Source organism: Nitratidesulfovibrio sp. HK-II, from assembly GCF_003402415.2.
GTDB lineage: Bacteria > Desulfobacterota > Desulfovibrionia > Desulfovibrionales > Desulfovibrionaceae > Cupidesulfovibrio.
The window spans coordinates 777,054-792,561 of record NZ_AP036014.1; the positions used below are offsets into that span (position 1 = coordinate 777,054).

The following is a 15,508-nucleotide window of genomic DNA, read 5'->3' on the forward strand; positions in this document are numbered from 1 at the left end:
GCTAGCTCCCCAGGGTGGCCGTTGGCGCGGCTTTCACGGGCAGGAACACGGTCACGGTGGTGCCCGCGCCCTCCTTGCTCTGCACCGCGATGTCGCCGCCAAGGCGCCTGATGATGCCGTAGGTTATGAACATGCCAAGGCCGGTGCCCGAAGTCTTCTTGGTGGTGAAGAACGGTTCGAAGATGTGGCGAAGCACCTCGTCGGACATGCCCTTGCCGTTGTCCTTGATGGAGACGCCCACCGTGTCCGGGTCGCGCAGCCAGGTGGCCAGCGTCACGGAACCACCGTCCGGCACGGCGGCGAAGGCGTTGTTCAGGATGTTCAGGAATACCTGCTGCAACTGGCCCCGGTCCGAGGCGATGCGCGGCATGGCCTGGTCGAGGCTGGCCGAGGTGGTGATGGACCGGTGCAGGGCCTCCTGTTCCAGGAAGCTCATGGTTTCCTTGAGCACGTCGTTGACGTCCAACTGCTCTATGTTCACGTCCATGCGGCGCGAAAAGCCCAGCAGCCGGTGGGTGATGGAACGGCAGCGCTCCACCGAGCGCAGGATGGCGTCCACCAGAGCGCGGAAGCGGTCGCGCTCCGGAAAGTCCCTGGCCAGTTCCATGAGGTCTGAGGCCAGGCCAGCCTTCTCGTTGATGATGGCCAGCGGGTTGTTGATCTCGTGGGCAACCCCGGCGGCCAGCCGCCCGATGGAGGACAGCTTCTGGGTGTGCTCCATCTGCACGAAGGCCGCGATGCGCCGTTCGTCGCTGGCGCGCATGCGCCGCACCAGGAGGTCGGTGAGGCCGAAGGCCACGGACAGGATCAGCGCCACGCTGGTGACGAAAAGCAGGATCAGGTCGCTGCGCAGCGTGGTCCAGGGCTTGAAAATCTCGGCGCGGGGCTTCACCGCCATCAGCACGAAATCGGCGTGCTGGAAGTAGGTGTAGGTGATGAACACGTCGCGCCCGGCCGGGTCGGTGGTTTCCAGGGTGGCCGTTTCATAGGTCATGGGCGGCATGGGCATGGGCAGTTCGTCCAGCACCTTGCCGTAGAAGCGCGAAGGGGTCTGGAGCACCCCGGCGGTGTTCACGATGAAGGCGTCGCTTTCCGGCTCCAGCCCCATGGAGGCGATGAGCCGGTCGAACTGCCCGGTGTCGATGGTGGCGCGCAGCACCCACGAGTGGCCGTCGTCGGTCATGCGCTGCACGGCGATGACGATGTGCGGAAAGCGCCGGAAGCCCATGAACACGTCGCTGACGTACACGCCCTTGACCCGGGTCTGCTGGTACCAGTCCGCCGTGGAGTAGTCCTTGCCCTTGAGGTTGTACGGGCCCACGTAGCTGGCGTGCACGCCCTTCTCGTCGATGAGGCCAAGATCGATGAAGCCGGGAAATTCGCCCTTCACCGCGCGGAAGATGCGGTTCAGGTTGCGTTCGTCGGAAAGCTCGGCCGGGCTGTACACCTGCGAGATGAGGCTGACCGTGGAGGCGCGCTCCGCCAGGAACAGCTCGAAGGAATGGCGGGTCTTGTTCACCAGCCCGCGCACGGGGGTGACGATTTCGCGTGTCAGGGTGGCGCGGTACTGGTGGTAGTTGATGGCCGACAGGATGACCAGCGGCACCACGGCGGCCGTGGTCAGCAGCAGGGTGATCTTGCGGCGCAGGGCGCGGTAGCGTTCCGGCGCGATTTCTTCCGGCACGTCCAGCATGGTCCGGAACAGGCTGCGGAAGTGCTCGAAGCGGCTCACAGCTCGCTCCTGTGGAACAGGATGTCGCCGGGGCGCAGCACGTCGGCCCGGAACCGGGCGATGGCCTCGTCCGCCGGACCCATGACGTTGTCGATGACCTCGATGCGCTTCCAGCGCAGGTACTGCCAGAATTCGTCGTCGATGCCGTTGCAGATCACCGCGCGTACCTTTTCTTCCAGCGCGATGCGGCACAGCTCTTCGGACGAGGCGTGGGCCAGCAGCACGCTGGAACGGGAAAGCTCCGCGCCGTCGGCGTCCAGGTGCACCAGCAGGGCTTCTCCCGCCAGGTCGAAGCGGGGCGCGATCTCGTCGCGGTACAGGGGTATGAGCAGGGTGGCGGGCATATCAGCACATCCCGTACTGTTTCATCTTGCGCCACAGGGTGGAACGGCCCCAGCCCAGCAGTTCGGCCGCCTCGCCCCGGCGGTTGCCGGTGCGGTGCAGGGCGTCCGCGATAAGGCGGCGCTCCAGGTCGCTGACGCTGGCCCGGGCCAGGGGTTCGGCCGCATCGCCGGGCATGCCCTGCTGCGCGGCGGATTGCTCGTTGTCGGCGAGAGGCGACAGGGGTGACAGGGCGCGCCCGGCCCTGCGCTCGCGCTCGGCGCGGCGGGCCTCTGCCTTGGCCTGGAAGAGATAGGCGGGCAGGTGCGCGGGCATCACCGTTTCACCGTGGCACAGGGTGACGGCGTATTCGGCGATGTTGCGCAACTCGCGCACGTTGCCGGGGAAGGGGTACTCCAGCAGGGTGCGCAGGGCCTTGCCCGAGCAGCCGCGCACGGTCTTTTTCAGCCGCGCGGCGAAGTGGCCCATGAAGTGGTTGAGCAGAAATTCGATGTCCTCGCCCCGCTCGCGCAGGGGGGGCAGGTGCAGGCGCACGGCGGACAGGCGGCGGAAAAGGTCTTCGCGCAGGCGGCCTTCGGCCACCAGTTGTTCCGGGTCGCGGTTGGTGGCCACCACCAGGCGCACGTCGCAGGATGCCGGTTCCGTGGCACCCACGGGGTAGATGACCCCCTCGTCCAGGAAGGCCAGCAGGCGGCCCTGGATGGACAGGGGCAGGTCGCCGATCTCGGTGAGGTACAGCGTGCCGCCCTGGGCCATGCGGAACCGGCCGGGCTTGTTCTCGTCCGCGCCGGGGAAGGCCCCCTTGCGGTGGCCGAACAGTTCCGACTCGGCCAGAAATTCGGGCAGGGACGACAGGCTGGCCTTCACGAACGGTTCGCGGGCGCGCGACGACGCCTTGTGCACGGCCTCGGCCAGGGTGTCCTTGCCGGTGCCCGTCTCGCCGGTGACCAGCAGGGGGGTGTCGTTCTGGGCCACGGCGGGCAGGGCCTGGAACACCCGTTCCATGGCCACGCTGCGTCCCACCAGCGGACCGAAGGCCTCGCCCTTGGCGGTCTTTTCCTCCAGCTCGCGCACCAGGGTCAGGTCTTCCACGGCGTGCAGCCAGCCCACCACGCGGCCGTCGGCGTCGCGCAGGGGGGCCATGCTCATGCGCACCGGGATGCGGCGGCGGTGGCGGTTGAGGATGTCGCCTTCCTGGGCCTGCGGCGTCGGTGACCGTTCGCCGTCGTCGGCCAGGTCGTAGTGCGCGCCGGATGCCGTGGCCACGGTGACCCCGGATGCGGTGGTCAGCGGGCGGCGCAGCGGGCAGCGGTGCAGGCAGATGCTGGCGCGCAGGGCGTGGCGGCAGGGGATGCCGCGCACTTCTGCCGTGGTGAACCCGGTAAGGGTTTCCAGCGCGCGGTTCATCAGGCGGATGGTGCAGTCGGTGTCCAGCAGGGCCACGCCCACGGGCAGGGCGTCCAGCATGGCGGACAGGTCCACCGGCAGGGGGGAAAGCCCCGCCACGTGCGGCAGCGGCGACGCGCCGTGGCGTGCGCCAGCGCCGGTACGGGGCCGGGTGGTGTGCGGGGCTGCTGGGCCTGTCTGCTGTATGGACACGAAATACCTGTTCCGTTGTTGCGCGTTGTGCCGGTTGCCCAAGGGATGCGCCGGGATGCGGAACATCCCGCCGAACCGGCGTTCCGTTTCTCCGGTCCGGGACGCCGCGTCGCGTCCCGGACCGTTGCCCATGGCAGTTCCACGGGCGGCACATTTTTGCAAGCGGATGTGCCGACCGCGTTTCAGATCGGAATGCTAGTGGCCGCCAGCGCCGAAGATGCCCGACGCGGCCACGGTAAGCACGATGACCTCAAGCACCGCGATGGTGGCCATCAGCGGGTCCTTCTTCTTGAGAAAGGCCGGGATCAGCGTGAGGTAGCAGATGATGGTCATGCCCGCGAGCAGCACGATGCCGATGAAGTTCAGGAAGTCGCCCTGGCCGAGCAGCACGGCCCAGCCCCAGCCGGTGGGCACGTTGCCCTGCGAGAGGTATACGCCCACGCGCTGGCCCCACAACTGGGTGATGACGTCCAGAGGGATGTGCGGGGGCAGGATGCCCAGCACGTAGATGAGGTAGGTGACGACCATGATGGCCAGCGAACCCCAGCAGCCGTAGTAGAGCAGGTTGGCGTAGGTCACCTGTTCCGGAGACGCCTTGACGGACTGATTGGACATGTCTGTTTCCTCCTGTGCGCCGGGCTAGATGCCCAGGCCCTTCAGCAGCGCCTTGCCGCCAGAGAACAGCAGCACGCCGATGACCATGTAGCGGATGAACTTGGGCTTGGCCACGGCCAGCAGGCGCACGCCCACGAACGAGCCCAGCATCAGGCCGATGATGGAGGGGATGGCCATCAGCGGGATGACGCAGCCCTGGTTCAGGTACACCCACGCGGCCGAGGTGTCGGTGATGGACAGCAGGAACTTGGAGGTGCCCACGGCCACCTTCAGCGGCACGCCCATGAGCAGGTTGAGCACCGGCACGTTGGCCCACCCGGCGCCAAGGCCGAACATGCCCGCCATGAGGCCGATGACGATGAACAGCAGCAGGCCCGGGAGGGTGCGGTGGGTCTTCCAGTCAATGACTTCGCCGGTGGAGGGTTCGATGAACACGCCGTCCATGCCGAGGGCAACGCTGATGGCGTCCTGCTTCTTCACTTCGGGGCGCACGGTGTTCTTGGACACCAGCAGCAGCACGGCGATGAACAGGATGGTGCCGCCAAGGCAGATCTGCACCACGTTGGTGGGCAGGGCCAGGCCGACCATGGCGCCCACGATGGAGCAGGCCGAGGCGATGAGCGCCACGGGCAGGGCCAGGCGCAGGCTGGCCAGGTTGCGCTTCAGAAGACCAGGGCCGGCCGCCAGCGCGCCCGCCAGGGCCACCAGCAGGCCCGCGCCGCGCACGAAGTCGAGGTGGAACGGAAAGAACCCGCTGACCAGCGGCACGAACAGCACGCCGCCGCCCACGCCCGCGAGCACGGCGATGATGCCGAGAATGAAACAGAAGAACAGCAGCGCGGTGGGCCAGAACCACCACGGGTGGCCGTCTGCGGGCATGGCTGCGGCGGCCGCGGAGGCGGCGTCGCCCCCCGACGCCAGGACGGGAAGGGCCCAGCACAGCACGAGCAGGACCGCGAGGACCGCCGGGCCCCAGAACCTGACTTTGGTAGCGGTGTTCATGTCGGTAATGTCCCCTTTTGAAACATTGAAACATTGATGAAACAAAAACTCGCCATCGCGGCGCGCAATGCAGGGTGGTTTTTGGATTTTCCGCCCCGTAGTGCGATGCGCGTTGCGTCCTGTGCGCCAGCAACCCACCGGAAAGAGAGGTGATGGTCTGGTCGCCTCCGTTATTTGTGATTGCTGTAACAAGTTTCGTGCCACCAGTGAGCGCTTGCCAAACCTTGGGAAATGGCCTAGTCCTCACGCATGGACGGCAGAAAATTTCCGCAGACCGGCAACAAATTGCCGGGAGAGGGCCAGGAAGGTCCTCATTTCGAAACGTTGCAGAACGGAACGGGGTTTCTCCTGTTGTCCGGCGACATGCTGCGCCTGAAACAGTTGGCCGTGCAGGTGGCCTCGTCGGACGCGCCCATTCTGATCCACGGCGAAACGGGCACCGGCAAGGAACTGTTCGCCCGGCTCATCCACGACATGAGCGTGCGGGCGCGCAAGCCCTTCGTTGCCGTGAACTGCGGCGTGCACGAGGGCGAGCTGTTCGCGGACAAGTTCTTCGGACACGAACAGGGGGCCTTCACCGGCGCGCACCGCACCAGCCAGGGGTGTTTCGAACTGGCCGGGGACGGCACGCTGTTCCTGGACGAGGTGGGCGAGATTCCGCCCGCCAACCAGGCGGACTTTCTGCGGGTGCTGGAGGAGCGCAAGTACCGGCGCATCGGTGGGCAGCGGGACATTCCGTTTCAGGCGCGGATCATCGCCGCATCGAACCGCGAACTGCCGGACATGGTTCGCGAGGGGCGCTTTAGGGCGGACCTGTTCTTTCGGCTGAACGTGATCCCCGTTTCGCTGCCGCCGCTGCGGGCGCGGCGCGAGGAGATCGTGCCGCTGGCCCGGCATTTTCTTGCCCATTACGCCGAGAAGTACCATCGGCACGGGATGCGTTTTCGGCCAGAGACCGAGGCGGGCCTGAGCGGCTACCCGTGGCCGGGCAACGTGCGCGAACTGAAGAACCTGGTGGAGCGGCTGGCCCTGCTGGCCCCGGAAGGGGACATCGGACCGGAACATCTGCCGCTGGAGCTGCGGTCGGCCGTGGCGCTGGGGGCGGCGGGCATGGGTGGTGGCGCTGGCGGGTACGCCGGGGGCGCTGGGGGCAACGGTTCAGGCGGCAATGGATTGCCTGGTGGGGCGAACGGCGGCGCGATGGGGAGCGCAACGGGGCAGGGCGACTCACTGGCCATCCACGCCGTGCACCCGGCGGGCATGGGCGAGGACCTCAGTCTGGACGTGGCCCGCCGCGAAGCCGAGGTGCGCGTGATCCTGAAGGCCATGCGCGCCAGCGGCGGCAACAAGGGCGAGGCCGCGCGCCTGCTGGGGGTAAGCCCGCGCACCCTGCGCTACAAGTTCAGCGAGTACGGGTTGCGGTTCTGAGGGAATATGCGACGGCAAAACCGCCAAGGCACCGGGCTTTTCATGTCCGGTGTCTTGGCGGTTTCCTGTTGTGGCGGATGGGGGAAGAGGGCTACCAGCGCACGCCCTTCAGGAACAACTCCGGCTTGATGTTGGCCTTGTGTTCTTCGACGATGGCAAAAAATCCATGCAACACATCGTCCGTGAGGGGGTGAGGCGTGACGCCGATACCCTGGAGGCCCTGATAAGCAGGGTTGTAGTAGTGCTCTTCTGCTTCTTTGCGAGGATTTTCCACATGGTTGACCTGAACGGCATGCCCTCGTTCAGTGCCAACACGTTGGACGCGTTCAGCGAGTTCGTTGACGGTGAACGTTTCGGTGATCTGGTTGAAAATACGGAGTTCGCCGGGATTCGCGGGGGTCTCGAAGGACTTGTAAACACACTGCAGCGTGTCGCATATGTTCAGATAGCCACGGGTTTGCCCCCCCTTTCCATAAACGGTAAGGGGGTGCCGCGCGACGGACTGCACCACGAATCTGTTGATTACGGTGCCGAATATCTCATCGTAATTGAAGTAGGGGCGCAGGCGCTCGTCAACGCGTGACTCTTCCGTCTCAATTCCGTACACGGGGCCCTGCATCAGGTCTGTCATGCGGAGCTTCCATGTGCGAATGCCGAACCAGAACAGGTCGGTATCCATGATTTTTGACGTGTGGTAGATGGAGCTGGCCTGTCTAGGGAAAAGAAATCTGTCACGCCGGCCTTTGTGTTCAATGTCGAGCCAGCCTTCCTCGATGTCGATATTGGGTGTTCCGTATTCGCCCATGGTGCCGATGTGGATGATATGTGTATCGGGGGCGAAGTCTTTCACGGCGAACATGAGGTTGTTCGTCGTGATGAGGTTGTTGGCGAGCGTGATGTTCGCACGGCGGTAGTCCAGCAGGGAATACGGGGCCGATGGCTGTTCGGCGTAGTGTAGGATGGTGTGCGGCAGGCCGGTGAACCTTTCATCCAGAGCCCATGTGTAACGTACGGCGCCGGAGAACAGGCCGCGCATGGTCTCCGAGTCCGAAAGGTCGGCCAGTATCACCTTGATTTCCCGGCCTGTGGCTTTGTGCCAGATTCGGGCTCGTTCCGGCAGGCTCGGGACGGGGTAGAGGAAGTCTGCATCGACATCGATACAGGCCTTGCGGCGGAAGTAATTGTCTACAACCGTAACCTGGTGACCGCGTGCGGAGAAATACATGGCCGATGGCCAGCCCAGATATCCGTCGCCGCCTAGGATGAGAATGTGCATTGGGGCCTCCTCCGGTGCTTGGGGTGCGGTTAGCCAGCCTTCCGGATGCGATAAAGGTCGTGAATCAGAATGTCGAGTTGGGTCTGCTGGCCGGGCAAAAGGCTCTGCAAGGCGCGGAAATGCGCCGTGACGGACGCCGGGTACAGGTCGCGCAGCTTGTTACGGTCCAGGGCGGTCGTCGTGATGCGGCCCAGGAGGCGATTCAGGAAACGTTTGCACTTTACCTTGACGAGATAGCCTTGCAGCCCTTTTTGGGTGGGGGTATTGCCAACTGCGTGTCTCGCGGCAAGCTCTGATACGACCTGGGCGATTCTTTGTGCCGCCCTGCCATCATGTGTGAAAAATGCAGACATGATGTCGTCTATGCCTTCCGGCTTGGTGAGATAGTGGCCATTGGCCAGGCAGCGGACTGCGTCGTCTTCGTTGTGCATTCTGTGGCTGCACGCCACGGGAATCCAGGGGAAGAAATTTTCCTCGACGACGATTGGTGTATAGGCAATTGCCCATTTTCCGAGCATTGCCGCCTCGAGCCCGGTGGTAGAGTGGTTGTGGATCACGGTACGTGCCGCGAGGATCCAGTTGACTGCGGTTCCCTTGTATATCGGGTAAATACCCGGACTATTGGCAAATGCTTCGCGATATGTGCCAATGTTCTCTTCTGGGTGAGGACGCACCACGACGGGCATTCCGAGTTCTTCGGAAATCCTGCGGATCAATGATATGTTGGCTGCCAAGCGGGCGCTGTCGTATTCCAGGCGCCGTTCCAATTCCTTTACACGCCCTGTGTAGTTCTTGAGGATGTGCTCTCTGCTGTTGATGTTGTTGGAAAATTTGGAGTTCGTTGTATACAGGACGAAATCTCCGTACCGGTCGCGCAGGCGTTGTGCTTCGGCTTCGTACAGATTGCTCAAGGGTGGGGCGAGAAGGTCGAAACGTGGGTGCCCGGTAACCAGGACGCGCCGGGTGTCCATGCTTTCTCTGTGTTCTGCCAGGTAGTTCTGCTGGGATTTGCCCCAAAGCAGGACCCTGTCCATTCGGGACAGGAAGTCGTCTGGCATTCTGATGTCAAGCATGAAGAAGTCGCGGAAATCAACGCCATTTTCTTCGTCAAGGCTTACCAGAAGGCATCCCGCCTCCTTGAGGCGCGTGTAGATGCCCTCGGAAACTCCCCTGTGGAATCCCTTGTCAAAATAGATGACGCCCGGAAGCCTGCATGAGACTTCCAGTGCGGGGTCCTTTGCGCCGAGATATACGTTGAAGCCTCGTTCTGCCAGGACCATGGCCAAGTACAGCTTGGCGTTAAGCTCGCGCGCCGTGGTTTCAATCGGCAGGACTATGTTGCTGTATGTGTTGTTCATGAGCTGAAAGATGCGTTGTGTTTTTGGATGAATTTGGAAATGTCAAGAATGATCATCGAGCGTTTCCCCGTGTGTGCGGTGTCGATGGCGATTCGCGTTCCATCGGCGTTCCAGCGAGGGTGTAGATCGCAACGATGTTCGCCTGACAAGTTGGGCGGACTGTAGAAGGACCCCAGTTGCGTCAGCGTGCCTGCAGAAGGGTTGGCTACCCACAGGTTTCGCTCGGGTCGTGCGCCAGGCAGGGTGTCGCCCACCAGCAGGGTGCCGGCACGGCAGAAGCTGGGGTGTCCGTCCGAAGAAGGCAGGGTGTGGGGGAGGTAGGGCTCTGGAAGGGCGCCAGCTTCGTCCCGAACCATGAAGTAGCCTTGCCGCCCGCCATGCGTGGCGTAAAGAAGCAGGGTGCTGTCGTCAACCCACCAGTAATGGGACACGTGGTCTTCGTGTGTCAGAACCCGAACGTTGTCGCCAGTGGCATCTAGGGTGAGCAGGCGCGTGCGACGTGTACCATCGGGCGCCACCCAGATGTGAAATACCATCAATCTGCTTCCGGAAGGGGTCCAGCAAGGATGGTTGAAGTAGTGGCAGGCGCTTGCCATCGTTGGGGATGGCTGTTGGTGGCAGGCGTTTTCAAGGGAGAGGATGAGTCTTGGCTCGTTGTCGGGAGTCACGAGAAACAGTCCATTGTCTGCCGGAATGGTCGCTGTGGGAGAAAGTTCAGGGATGTTGCCATAGCCGTAGCCAGGGCGCAGGCGTTGCAACCGCGCAAAATCCAAGCTTAATGCGCGTTTTCCCGATGCATCCAGTGCATAGGTTGGCATCGGGAATTCGTAGAGAATGCTCCCGTTTTTCACGTCCTTCACGACACTCGCGGCATGGCCGTTACACAGTGTATTGTACAACACTGCATTTGTTCCGGCCTTCGGAACCCATTGAAGCCGAGCTCCCTGCTGCCAGCACCATGTCTGCGTTTCCGCTGTTTTATGGAACACATCCGGGCTGCTGGTGTCATACCAGCCAAGGTCCATGTGCAAGCTGTTCGAGTGTCTTTTTTTTGATGAAACCTTGCAGGCAAGAATCCGAGCCGTGCTCTCGTGAAATGGAGATATGTCGTAATATCCGAAGAAAATGTGGTTTCCTTTTTCGGTTAACGTAATGCAGGTGATGTCATCTTCAGTCTTGTAGGTGGGTTCATTGCGCGAGAAACGTACTGTAGTGTGTATCGCTTGTTTTATTGCGGTTTTGCACGAAGGCGGGATGAGGCGCTTTGTGAAGTCTATTATATCGTTCATGCGCGCACCATGCGGAACCACCAGTTGCCCATATCCTCAGCGAGAACATCGTGCATGCCGAATCCATCAAGAATGCCGCGCACTTCTTCCATGGTCGCGCCGGGAAATTTTTCCAGCGCATAAGGGGTCATGATTGCTTGAAGAGCGTTGGTGTTATTCCTGATCCGAAGCGCGACTGCAGATTCCTGACGCCAATAGCGGGCGAGGCACCGTACTGCGCGCAGAAGTTCACGTGGCGCGATAGGTGTCGTCCAGCGCAGCGACTCCAGTTCGTCAAGGATGTGATCAGTGGCAGTGCACCCCGACAGGCCGGCTATCTGTGGGGCAACACGGTGACGCGCCGCCGTCGATAACGCATCGCGTTCCACATCGGAAGGAATGTGCATGTGCTCCAGTGCCGCGAACATTTCAAAGGTGTTATCGTATTGTTCGCTAATGGCGTTTGGTAGCTGAACATCATAGCTGCCGGATGTTGTGGGGCAGTACGCCAGGACGCGGCAGCCCAGTAGCGCAGCTTCCAACGCCGTTGTGCACCCGTTGTGAATGGTCGCCACTGCAGCCATGGACCATTCCGTAGCAGTATGCTTTTTTGAGCAGATGCAGTTCTCGTGTTCCTCAGCTATCGCATTCCATACATTGGGATTTTCAGATGGATGCGGTCGAATAACCACGAGGTGATCGGGAAAACGGGCGGGTAGTTGCGCCACCATTTCCTTAAAAAAGCTATAGAGTTTATCGGTATAATCCATGTAGCCGATTTTGAATTCCAGGGCCTGCCCGCTGAGCCCGGAGCGTGCCAGCAAGGCCTTGCGGAATGCTTCGGGAGACATGTGAAAGGGGTTGCTGTGGGAGAAGCGCGAATTCACGAGTAGTATGGGGCGGTCAGACTGAATGGCCGTGTGCCGGTGAAGATGTCGGTACTGCGGTTCCAGAATGTCCAGGCGGGGGTTGCCTGCGGGGGTCATGTGCCCTCTGGCCAGCGGATAGCGAGTGGCGATGGCCTCGAGGTCGCCGGAGCCCCGTGTAAAGAATTTGTGGCAGGCATACAGGGCCTCGGGCCGAACGCGCTCATCAACGTAGTATGGATCGTTCTTGACGACGAGCGCCTCCTCGTCCCATGCCGCCACGCCAAAGCCAAGCCTGCGCAATTCCGGGAGCCTTGTGGTGCTGCCGACGCTGATGTCGTTTTCCATGACAATGCCCCGGGGAAAGCGCGGGGTGTTGGCATGGAAAAAACGGGCACAACCGAGCAATGCCGTAAATCCTCTTCGCGCGGCATGCCCGGCGAAGAATATTTTTGCAAGAAATTCACGGGTCTTTGTTTCGACCGGAAGCAGCAGGATGGTTGGATTAGGCATGGTTGGCTTTGTTTTAATTCTGCGGTGATAACGACAGCCATTGGCGCAACAGTTTTTCAGAAATGAACGTTTCGGCCCGAGCCATGGCATCATTGGATGCGCCGCCGATGTGGGGCGTGATCAGTACCCGGCGGCTGCACGCGGCAAGCTGCCGCAGTTTGAGGGAACTGGCTGTGGCTGCGGCGTCATACTCGTCTTCAAGGACGTCCAGCGCAGCGCCCGCGATTTTTCCCGTTTCCAGGGCCTCGACAAGGGCGCGCTCGTCAATGACGTCACCGCGCGCGGTATTGATGAGCACGGCGCCACGTTGCATGCGGGCAAAGGCCGAGCGGCCGACAAGGTGGTGGGTTTCCGGAGCCGAGGGGACGTGCACGGTGATGACGTCGCTCTCGGCGTACAGAGCGTCATGGGAAACCTGCTCTGCCCAAGGGGGAAGCTCCATGGGCCGGATGTCTGCAACAAGGACGCGCATGCCGAAGGCATGTCCGTAGTTCGCGACGATCGTGCCGAGCCGTCCGTAGCCCAATATCCCCAGCGTTCGACCGGCAAGCTGCAGGCCGTCCCGAAATTCGTCACGGTTCCACCTGCCGTGGGCGGTGTGCGCGCATGCGGCAGGTATGCTGCGTACGAGTGCCAGCAACAATCCCCACGTGAGTTCTGCGGTGACGGTGATGCGCCGCAGAAATTCCGTTTCACCCTTGAGGCTTATTATCTCTATGCCTCGTTGCGCTGCAGCGGAGATATCTATGTGATTCAGTCCCGTGGTGGCAGAGACGATTGCCCGCAGCCTGGGAGCATGGCCGAAAAACTCCGTATCCAGGCGATGCCCCAGGCGTACGAGGATGACATCCGCGTCACGGGATTCGTGCAGCAGGTCAGAACGTGTTGCCGCACCCATGTGGACCTCGAAAACGCCCCTCAGGGTTTCAAGGACGTCTTTGGGGAAGTTGAGTGGTTCCGTAATGAGCAGCTTGGGCTTCATGGCTGCCACAGCCCTTGCTCAACCAGCCACCCCCCCACGGCTTCCGCGATCACCCAATCCAGGGGGACGTCTATGTTGATGCTGCGCTCCGGTGGCATGACGTAACCCAGCACGGACGACCCATAAAGCGATTTCCTATCCATGATGACGTCTCGGCGCATGAGGTAGATCGCGCCATTGCGCCACCACACGGGGGCAAAATCCTGGCGCCTGACGCCGGCAGGGTTTGCCGGAAGCATGGGGGAAAGCCCCGTTTCGGGGTTGCCCGTGTAGCAGGTGAGGGGATGATGCCCCGATACATCGGCAACGCTGATCACCGTTTCGGCGCCGCTGGCATTCATGAGGGCCACGGCACCTTCGATATCCTCTGTGAGGCGGAAGGGTGTGGTCGGCTGCAGCAGCAGGACGGCATCGAAGTGTTCGCCGCGATCCTCAAGAAACGAAAGGGCATGCCGGATGGCGTCTATCTGAAGAGCGGTGGACGTCGCAAGTTCGATCGGGCGCATGAAAGGCACGTCCGCGCCATGTTCGCGTGCCACGGTTGCGATTTCGTGATCGTCGGTCGACACCAGGAGGTGGTTGACCGACGAAGAGCGCAGTCCGACACGAATCGCATGAGCGATAAGGGGAATTCCCATCAGCGGGCGGACATTTTTCCTGGGGACGCCCTTGGAGCCGCCCCGGGCATTGATCAGGCCGAGAATGCGCATGGTTGCTCCGTGCGCGCTTGCGCGGTGGTGTGTGCAAGTTTGCCGAAGGCTTCGAACCAAAGGGCGATGTTGCACCATTGCCACAGGAAGAAGCTGTTGTCGGCCCCGTGCGCAAGGTAGTTCCGAAACCTGTTCTGCAGTGCCGGGATGTGAAAATAGCCGCAGTCGCGCAGTGCCGCGGAATGCAGCAGATCACCCACCCAAGATGCCAGTGGCCCGCGCAGCCATTCTCTCTGGGGTGCCACAACCGCCCGCTTGGTCTGAAGGAGTGCCGCCTTTTCCGGGTGCCTTCCGGCAATCAGCCGGCGGACAAGGTACTTGGACACGCCATCGCGTATCTTGAGGCTGCTGGGCAAGGTGAACGTGAACTCGACGAGGCGGTGATCCAGAAAGGGCTCTCGCAGTTCTATGCCGCTGGCCATGGAGAGTCGGTCATTCATGCGCAGGACGCGAGGCAGCTTGCGGTAGATGAGGTCGATCTTGAGGGCTTGTTCCAGCGGGGCGGCCAGAGTGGATGGCCTGTCCGGCAGGACCGGGTTGCCGAGCCTGGCAAAATCCGGGGCGAGAACCTCTGGCGCAAGAAACGGGGAGGCGTCCTGATAGGTGTTGGCGCCCAGCCATGCGTCAATGCTCTGCGTTCCGGCGGCCAATCTGGAGTAGTAGGCATACCCGCCAAAGAGTTCGTCGACACCCTGCGCTTCAAGCTGGACGACAACCCCGCGCTTGCGGTGTTCGCGGTGCAGCTTGTGGTACGCCAGCGTCGAGACGCCACCAATGGGGGCCTCCTGATGCCACAGTGCCTCGTGCATGAGGCCCGGAATTTCGCCGGGCGCTGTGGGGATTTCGAAAGAATTCCATCTTTCCTGGTCCATCAGCCGTCTGGTGAACCAGGTCTCGTCGTACTGCGGCTCCCGGAAGCAGGCAGTGCTTGCATCAAGTCGCTGGTTGAGGGGGCTCAGCTGCTCCATGATGCTCATCAGGGTGAAGGAATCCAGGCCACCACTGAAGTTCAGCCCCAGCGGAACATCCGAGCGTAGCCGTATGCGCACCGCGTCGAGCAGCAGGTCGCCGAGTCTCTCAATGGCTTCTTCTTCCCTGATGGGTGCCACGTCGCAGGCATCTGGAATGCGCACGCTCCAGTATTGTCTGGGGGCGGGGGCGCTGGCCGGTGTCAGCAGCATGAAATGTCCCGCAGGAAGCGAGTGGACCTGTGCGAAGAACGTAGCGTCCGAGTGGTCGTAAAGCCCGTGCGCCAGATAGGTGGCGAAGGTTTCGTGGTTCGGGCGCGAATCCACGCCAGCGGCGAACAGCGCCTTTGCCTCGGAAGCGAAACGGAACGTCCTGCCGTCCCAGGAATAGAGAAAGGGCTTGATGCCCAGCCGGTCACGCGCGCAGAACAGCACGCTGGCTTTAGCGTCCCACAGGGCGAAGGAAAACATCCCCACGAAACGGGAAAGGCACTCCACTCCCCATTTGTCGTAAGCCGCCAGGATGACTTCGGTGTCCGAGTTGGAGCGAAATGGATATTCGCTTAGAATTTCACGCAGTTCTAGGTAGTTGTAGATTTCGCCATTGAAGACGAGGTGGCGCTGGCCGGTGGCATCCGCCATGGGCTGCAGCCCCTGCGGGCTCAGGTCGAGAATGCTGAGCCTGGTGTGGGCAAGCCCGATGGATTGATCCGGAATGCAGTATGTACCGCGCGCGTCAGGGCCCCGATGATGGAGCGCCGTAGTCATGGCCTCGAGAGCGTGGAATGTGAGTGCCGGGCCAAATATGCCTGCAATGCCGCACATTGCGTATCCTTTGCCTGTATCGGA

13 protein-coding genes are annotated in these 15,508 nt (G+C 62.0%); 1 reads left to right on the plus strand and 12 read right to left on the minus strand.

All coding sequences use genetic code 11. The annotated features are described in order from the left end of the window. Position 1: 1 nt before the first annotated feature. The 5 genes from RVX_RS03035 to RVX_RS03055 all read right to left on the minus strand — a co-directional run bounded on the left by RVX_RS03035 (position 2) and on the right by RVX_RS03055 (position 5,290). Positions 2–1,732: a sensor histidine kinase gene (locus RVX_RS03035; RefSeq protein WP_420192377.1), complete on the minus strand. Its 1,731-nt coding sequence runs from the start codon at positions 1,730–1,732 to the stop codon at positions 2–4. After that, the gene (locus tag RVX_RS03040) at positions 1,729–2,076 is read right to left on the minus strand and encodes a NifB/NifX family molybdenum-iron cluster-binding protein (protein WP_420192376.1); all 348 of its coding nucleotides are present in this window, start codon (positions 2,074–2,076) and stop codon (positions 1,729–1,731) included. The genes RVX_RS03035 and RVX_RS03040 overlap by 4 nt, the downstream gene beginning before the upstream one ends. A gap of 1 nt (position 2,077) precedes the next feature. Continuing rightward, on the minus strand, positions 2,078–3,673 hold the full coding sequence (locus RVX_RS03045) for a sigma-54 interaction domain-containing protein (RefSeq protein ID WP_420192375.1): 1,596 nt from the start codon (positions 3,671–3,673) through the stop codon (positions 2,078–2,080). 195 nt (positions 3,674–3,868) lie between these two features. Next, on the minus strand, positions 3,869–4,288 hold the full coding sequence (locus RVX_RS03050; protein ID WP_420192374.1) for a DUF1634 domain-containing protein: 420 nt from the start codon (positions 4,286–4,288) through the stop codon (positions 3,869–3,871). A 24-nt stretch (positions 4,289–4,312) separates the two neighbouring features. After that, on the minus strand, positions 4,313–5,290 hold the full coding sequence (locus RVX_RS03055) for a sulfite exporter TauE/SafE family protein (RefSeq protein ID WP_043609059.1): 978 nt from the start codon (positions 5,288–5,290) through the stop codon (positions 4,313–4,315). Between the two features lie 249 nt (positions 5,291–5,539). Here RVX_RS03055 and RVX_RS03060 point away from each other — a divergent pair, with 249 nt between their 5' ends. Continuing rightward, positions 5,540–6,718, plus strand: a complete 1,179-nt coding sequence (locus RVX_RS03060) for a sigma-54 interaction domain-containing protein (RefSeq protein WP_420192373.1) — start codon at positions 5,540–5,542, stop codon at positions 6,716–6,718. 91 nt (positions 6,719–6,809) lie between these two features. On the opposite strand, the gene RVX_RS03065 is transcribed toward RVX_RS03060, so the two are convergent. The 7 genes from RVX_RS03065 to asnB are packed head-to-tail and all read right to left on the minus strand — an operon-like array spanning position 6,810 to position 15,484. Then, positions 6,810–7,994 (minus strand): NAD-dependent epimerase/dehydratase family protein, encoded by a 1,185-nt coding sequence (locus RVX_RS03065; RefSeq protein WP_420192372.1) that lies wholly within the window; start codon positions 7,992–7,994, stop codon positions 6,810–6,812. Positions 7,995–8,023: 29 nt separating this feature from the next. After that, positions 8,024–9,352: a surface carbohydrate biosynthesis protein gene (locus RVX_RS03070; protein WP_420192371.1), complete on the minus strand. Its 1,329-nt coding sequence runs from the start codon at positions 9,350–9,352 to the stop codon at positions 8,024–8,026. Beyond that, entirely contained in the window at positions 9,349–10,641 is a 1,293-nt protein-coding gene (locus RVX_RS03075) for a hypothetical protein (RefSeq protein WP_420192370.1), read from the minus strand. The genes RVX_RS03070 and RVX_RS03075 overlap by 4 nt, the downstream gene beginning before the upstream one ends. Then, the gene (locus tag RVX_RS03080; RefSeq protein WP_420192369.1) at positions 10,638–12,092 is read right to left on the minus strand and encodes a surface carbohydrate biosynthesis protein; all 1,455 of its coding nucleotides are present in this window, start codon (positions 12,090–12,092) and stop codon (positions 10,638–10,640) included. Before RVX_RS03080 ends, RVX_RS03075 begins: the two co-directional genes overlap by 4 nt. After that, positions 12,013–12,981 (minus strand): 2-hydroxyacid dehydrogenase, encoded by a 969-nt coding sequence (locus RVX_RS03085; protein ID WP_420192368.1) that lies wholly within the window; start codon positions 12,979–12,981, stop codon positions 12,013–12,015. Before RVX_RS03085 ends, RVX_RS03080 begins: the two co-directional genes overlap by 80 nt. After that, entirely contained in the window at positions 12,978–13,691 is a 714-nt protein-coding gene (locus RVX_RS03090) for a cytidylyltransferase domain-containing protein (RefSeq protein ID WP_420192367.1), read from the minus strand. Before RVX_RS03090 ends, RVX_RS03085 begins: the two co-directional genes overlap by 4 nt. Next, positions 13,673–15,484, minus strand: coding sequence for an asparagine synthase (glutamine-hydrolyzing) (gene asnB, locus RVX_RS03095; RefSeq protein WP_420192366.1), 1,812 nt, complete (start codon positions 15,482–15,484; stop codon positions 13,673–13,675). Before asnB ends, RVX_RS03090 begins: the two co-directional genes overlap by 19 nt. Positions 15,485–15,508: the final 24 nt, after the last annotated feature.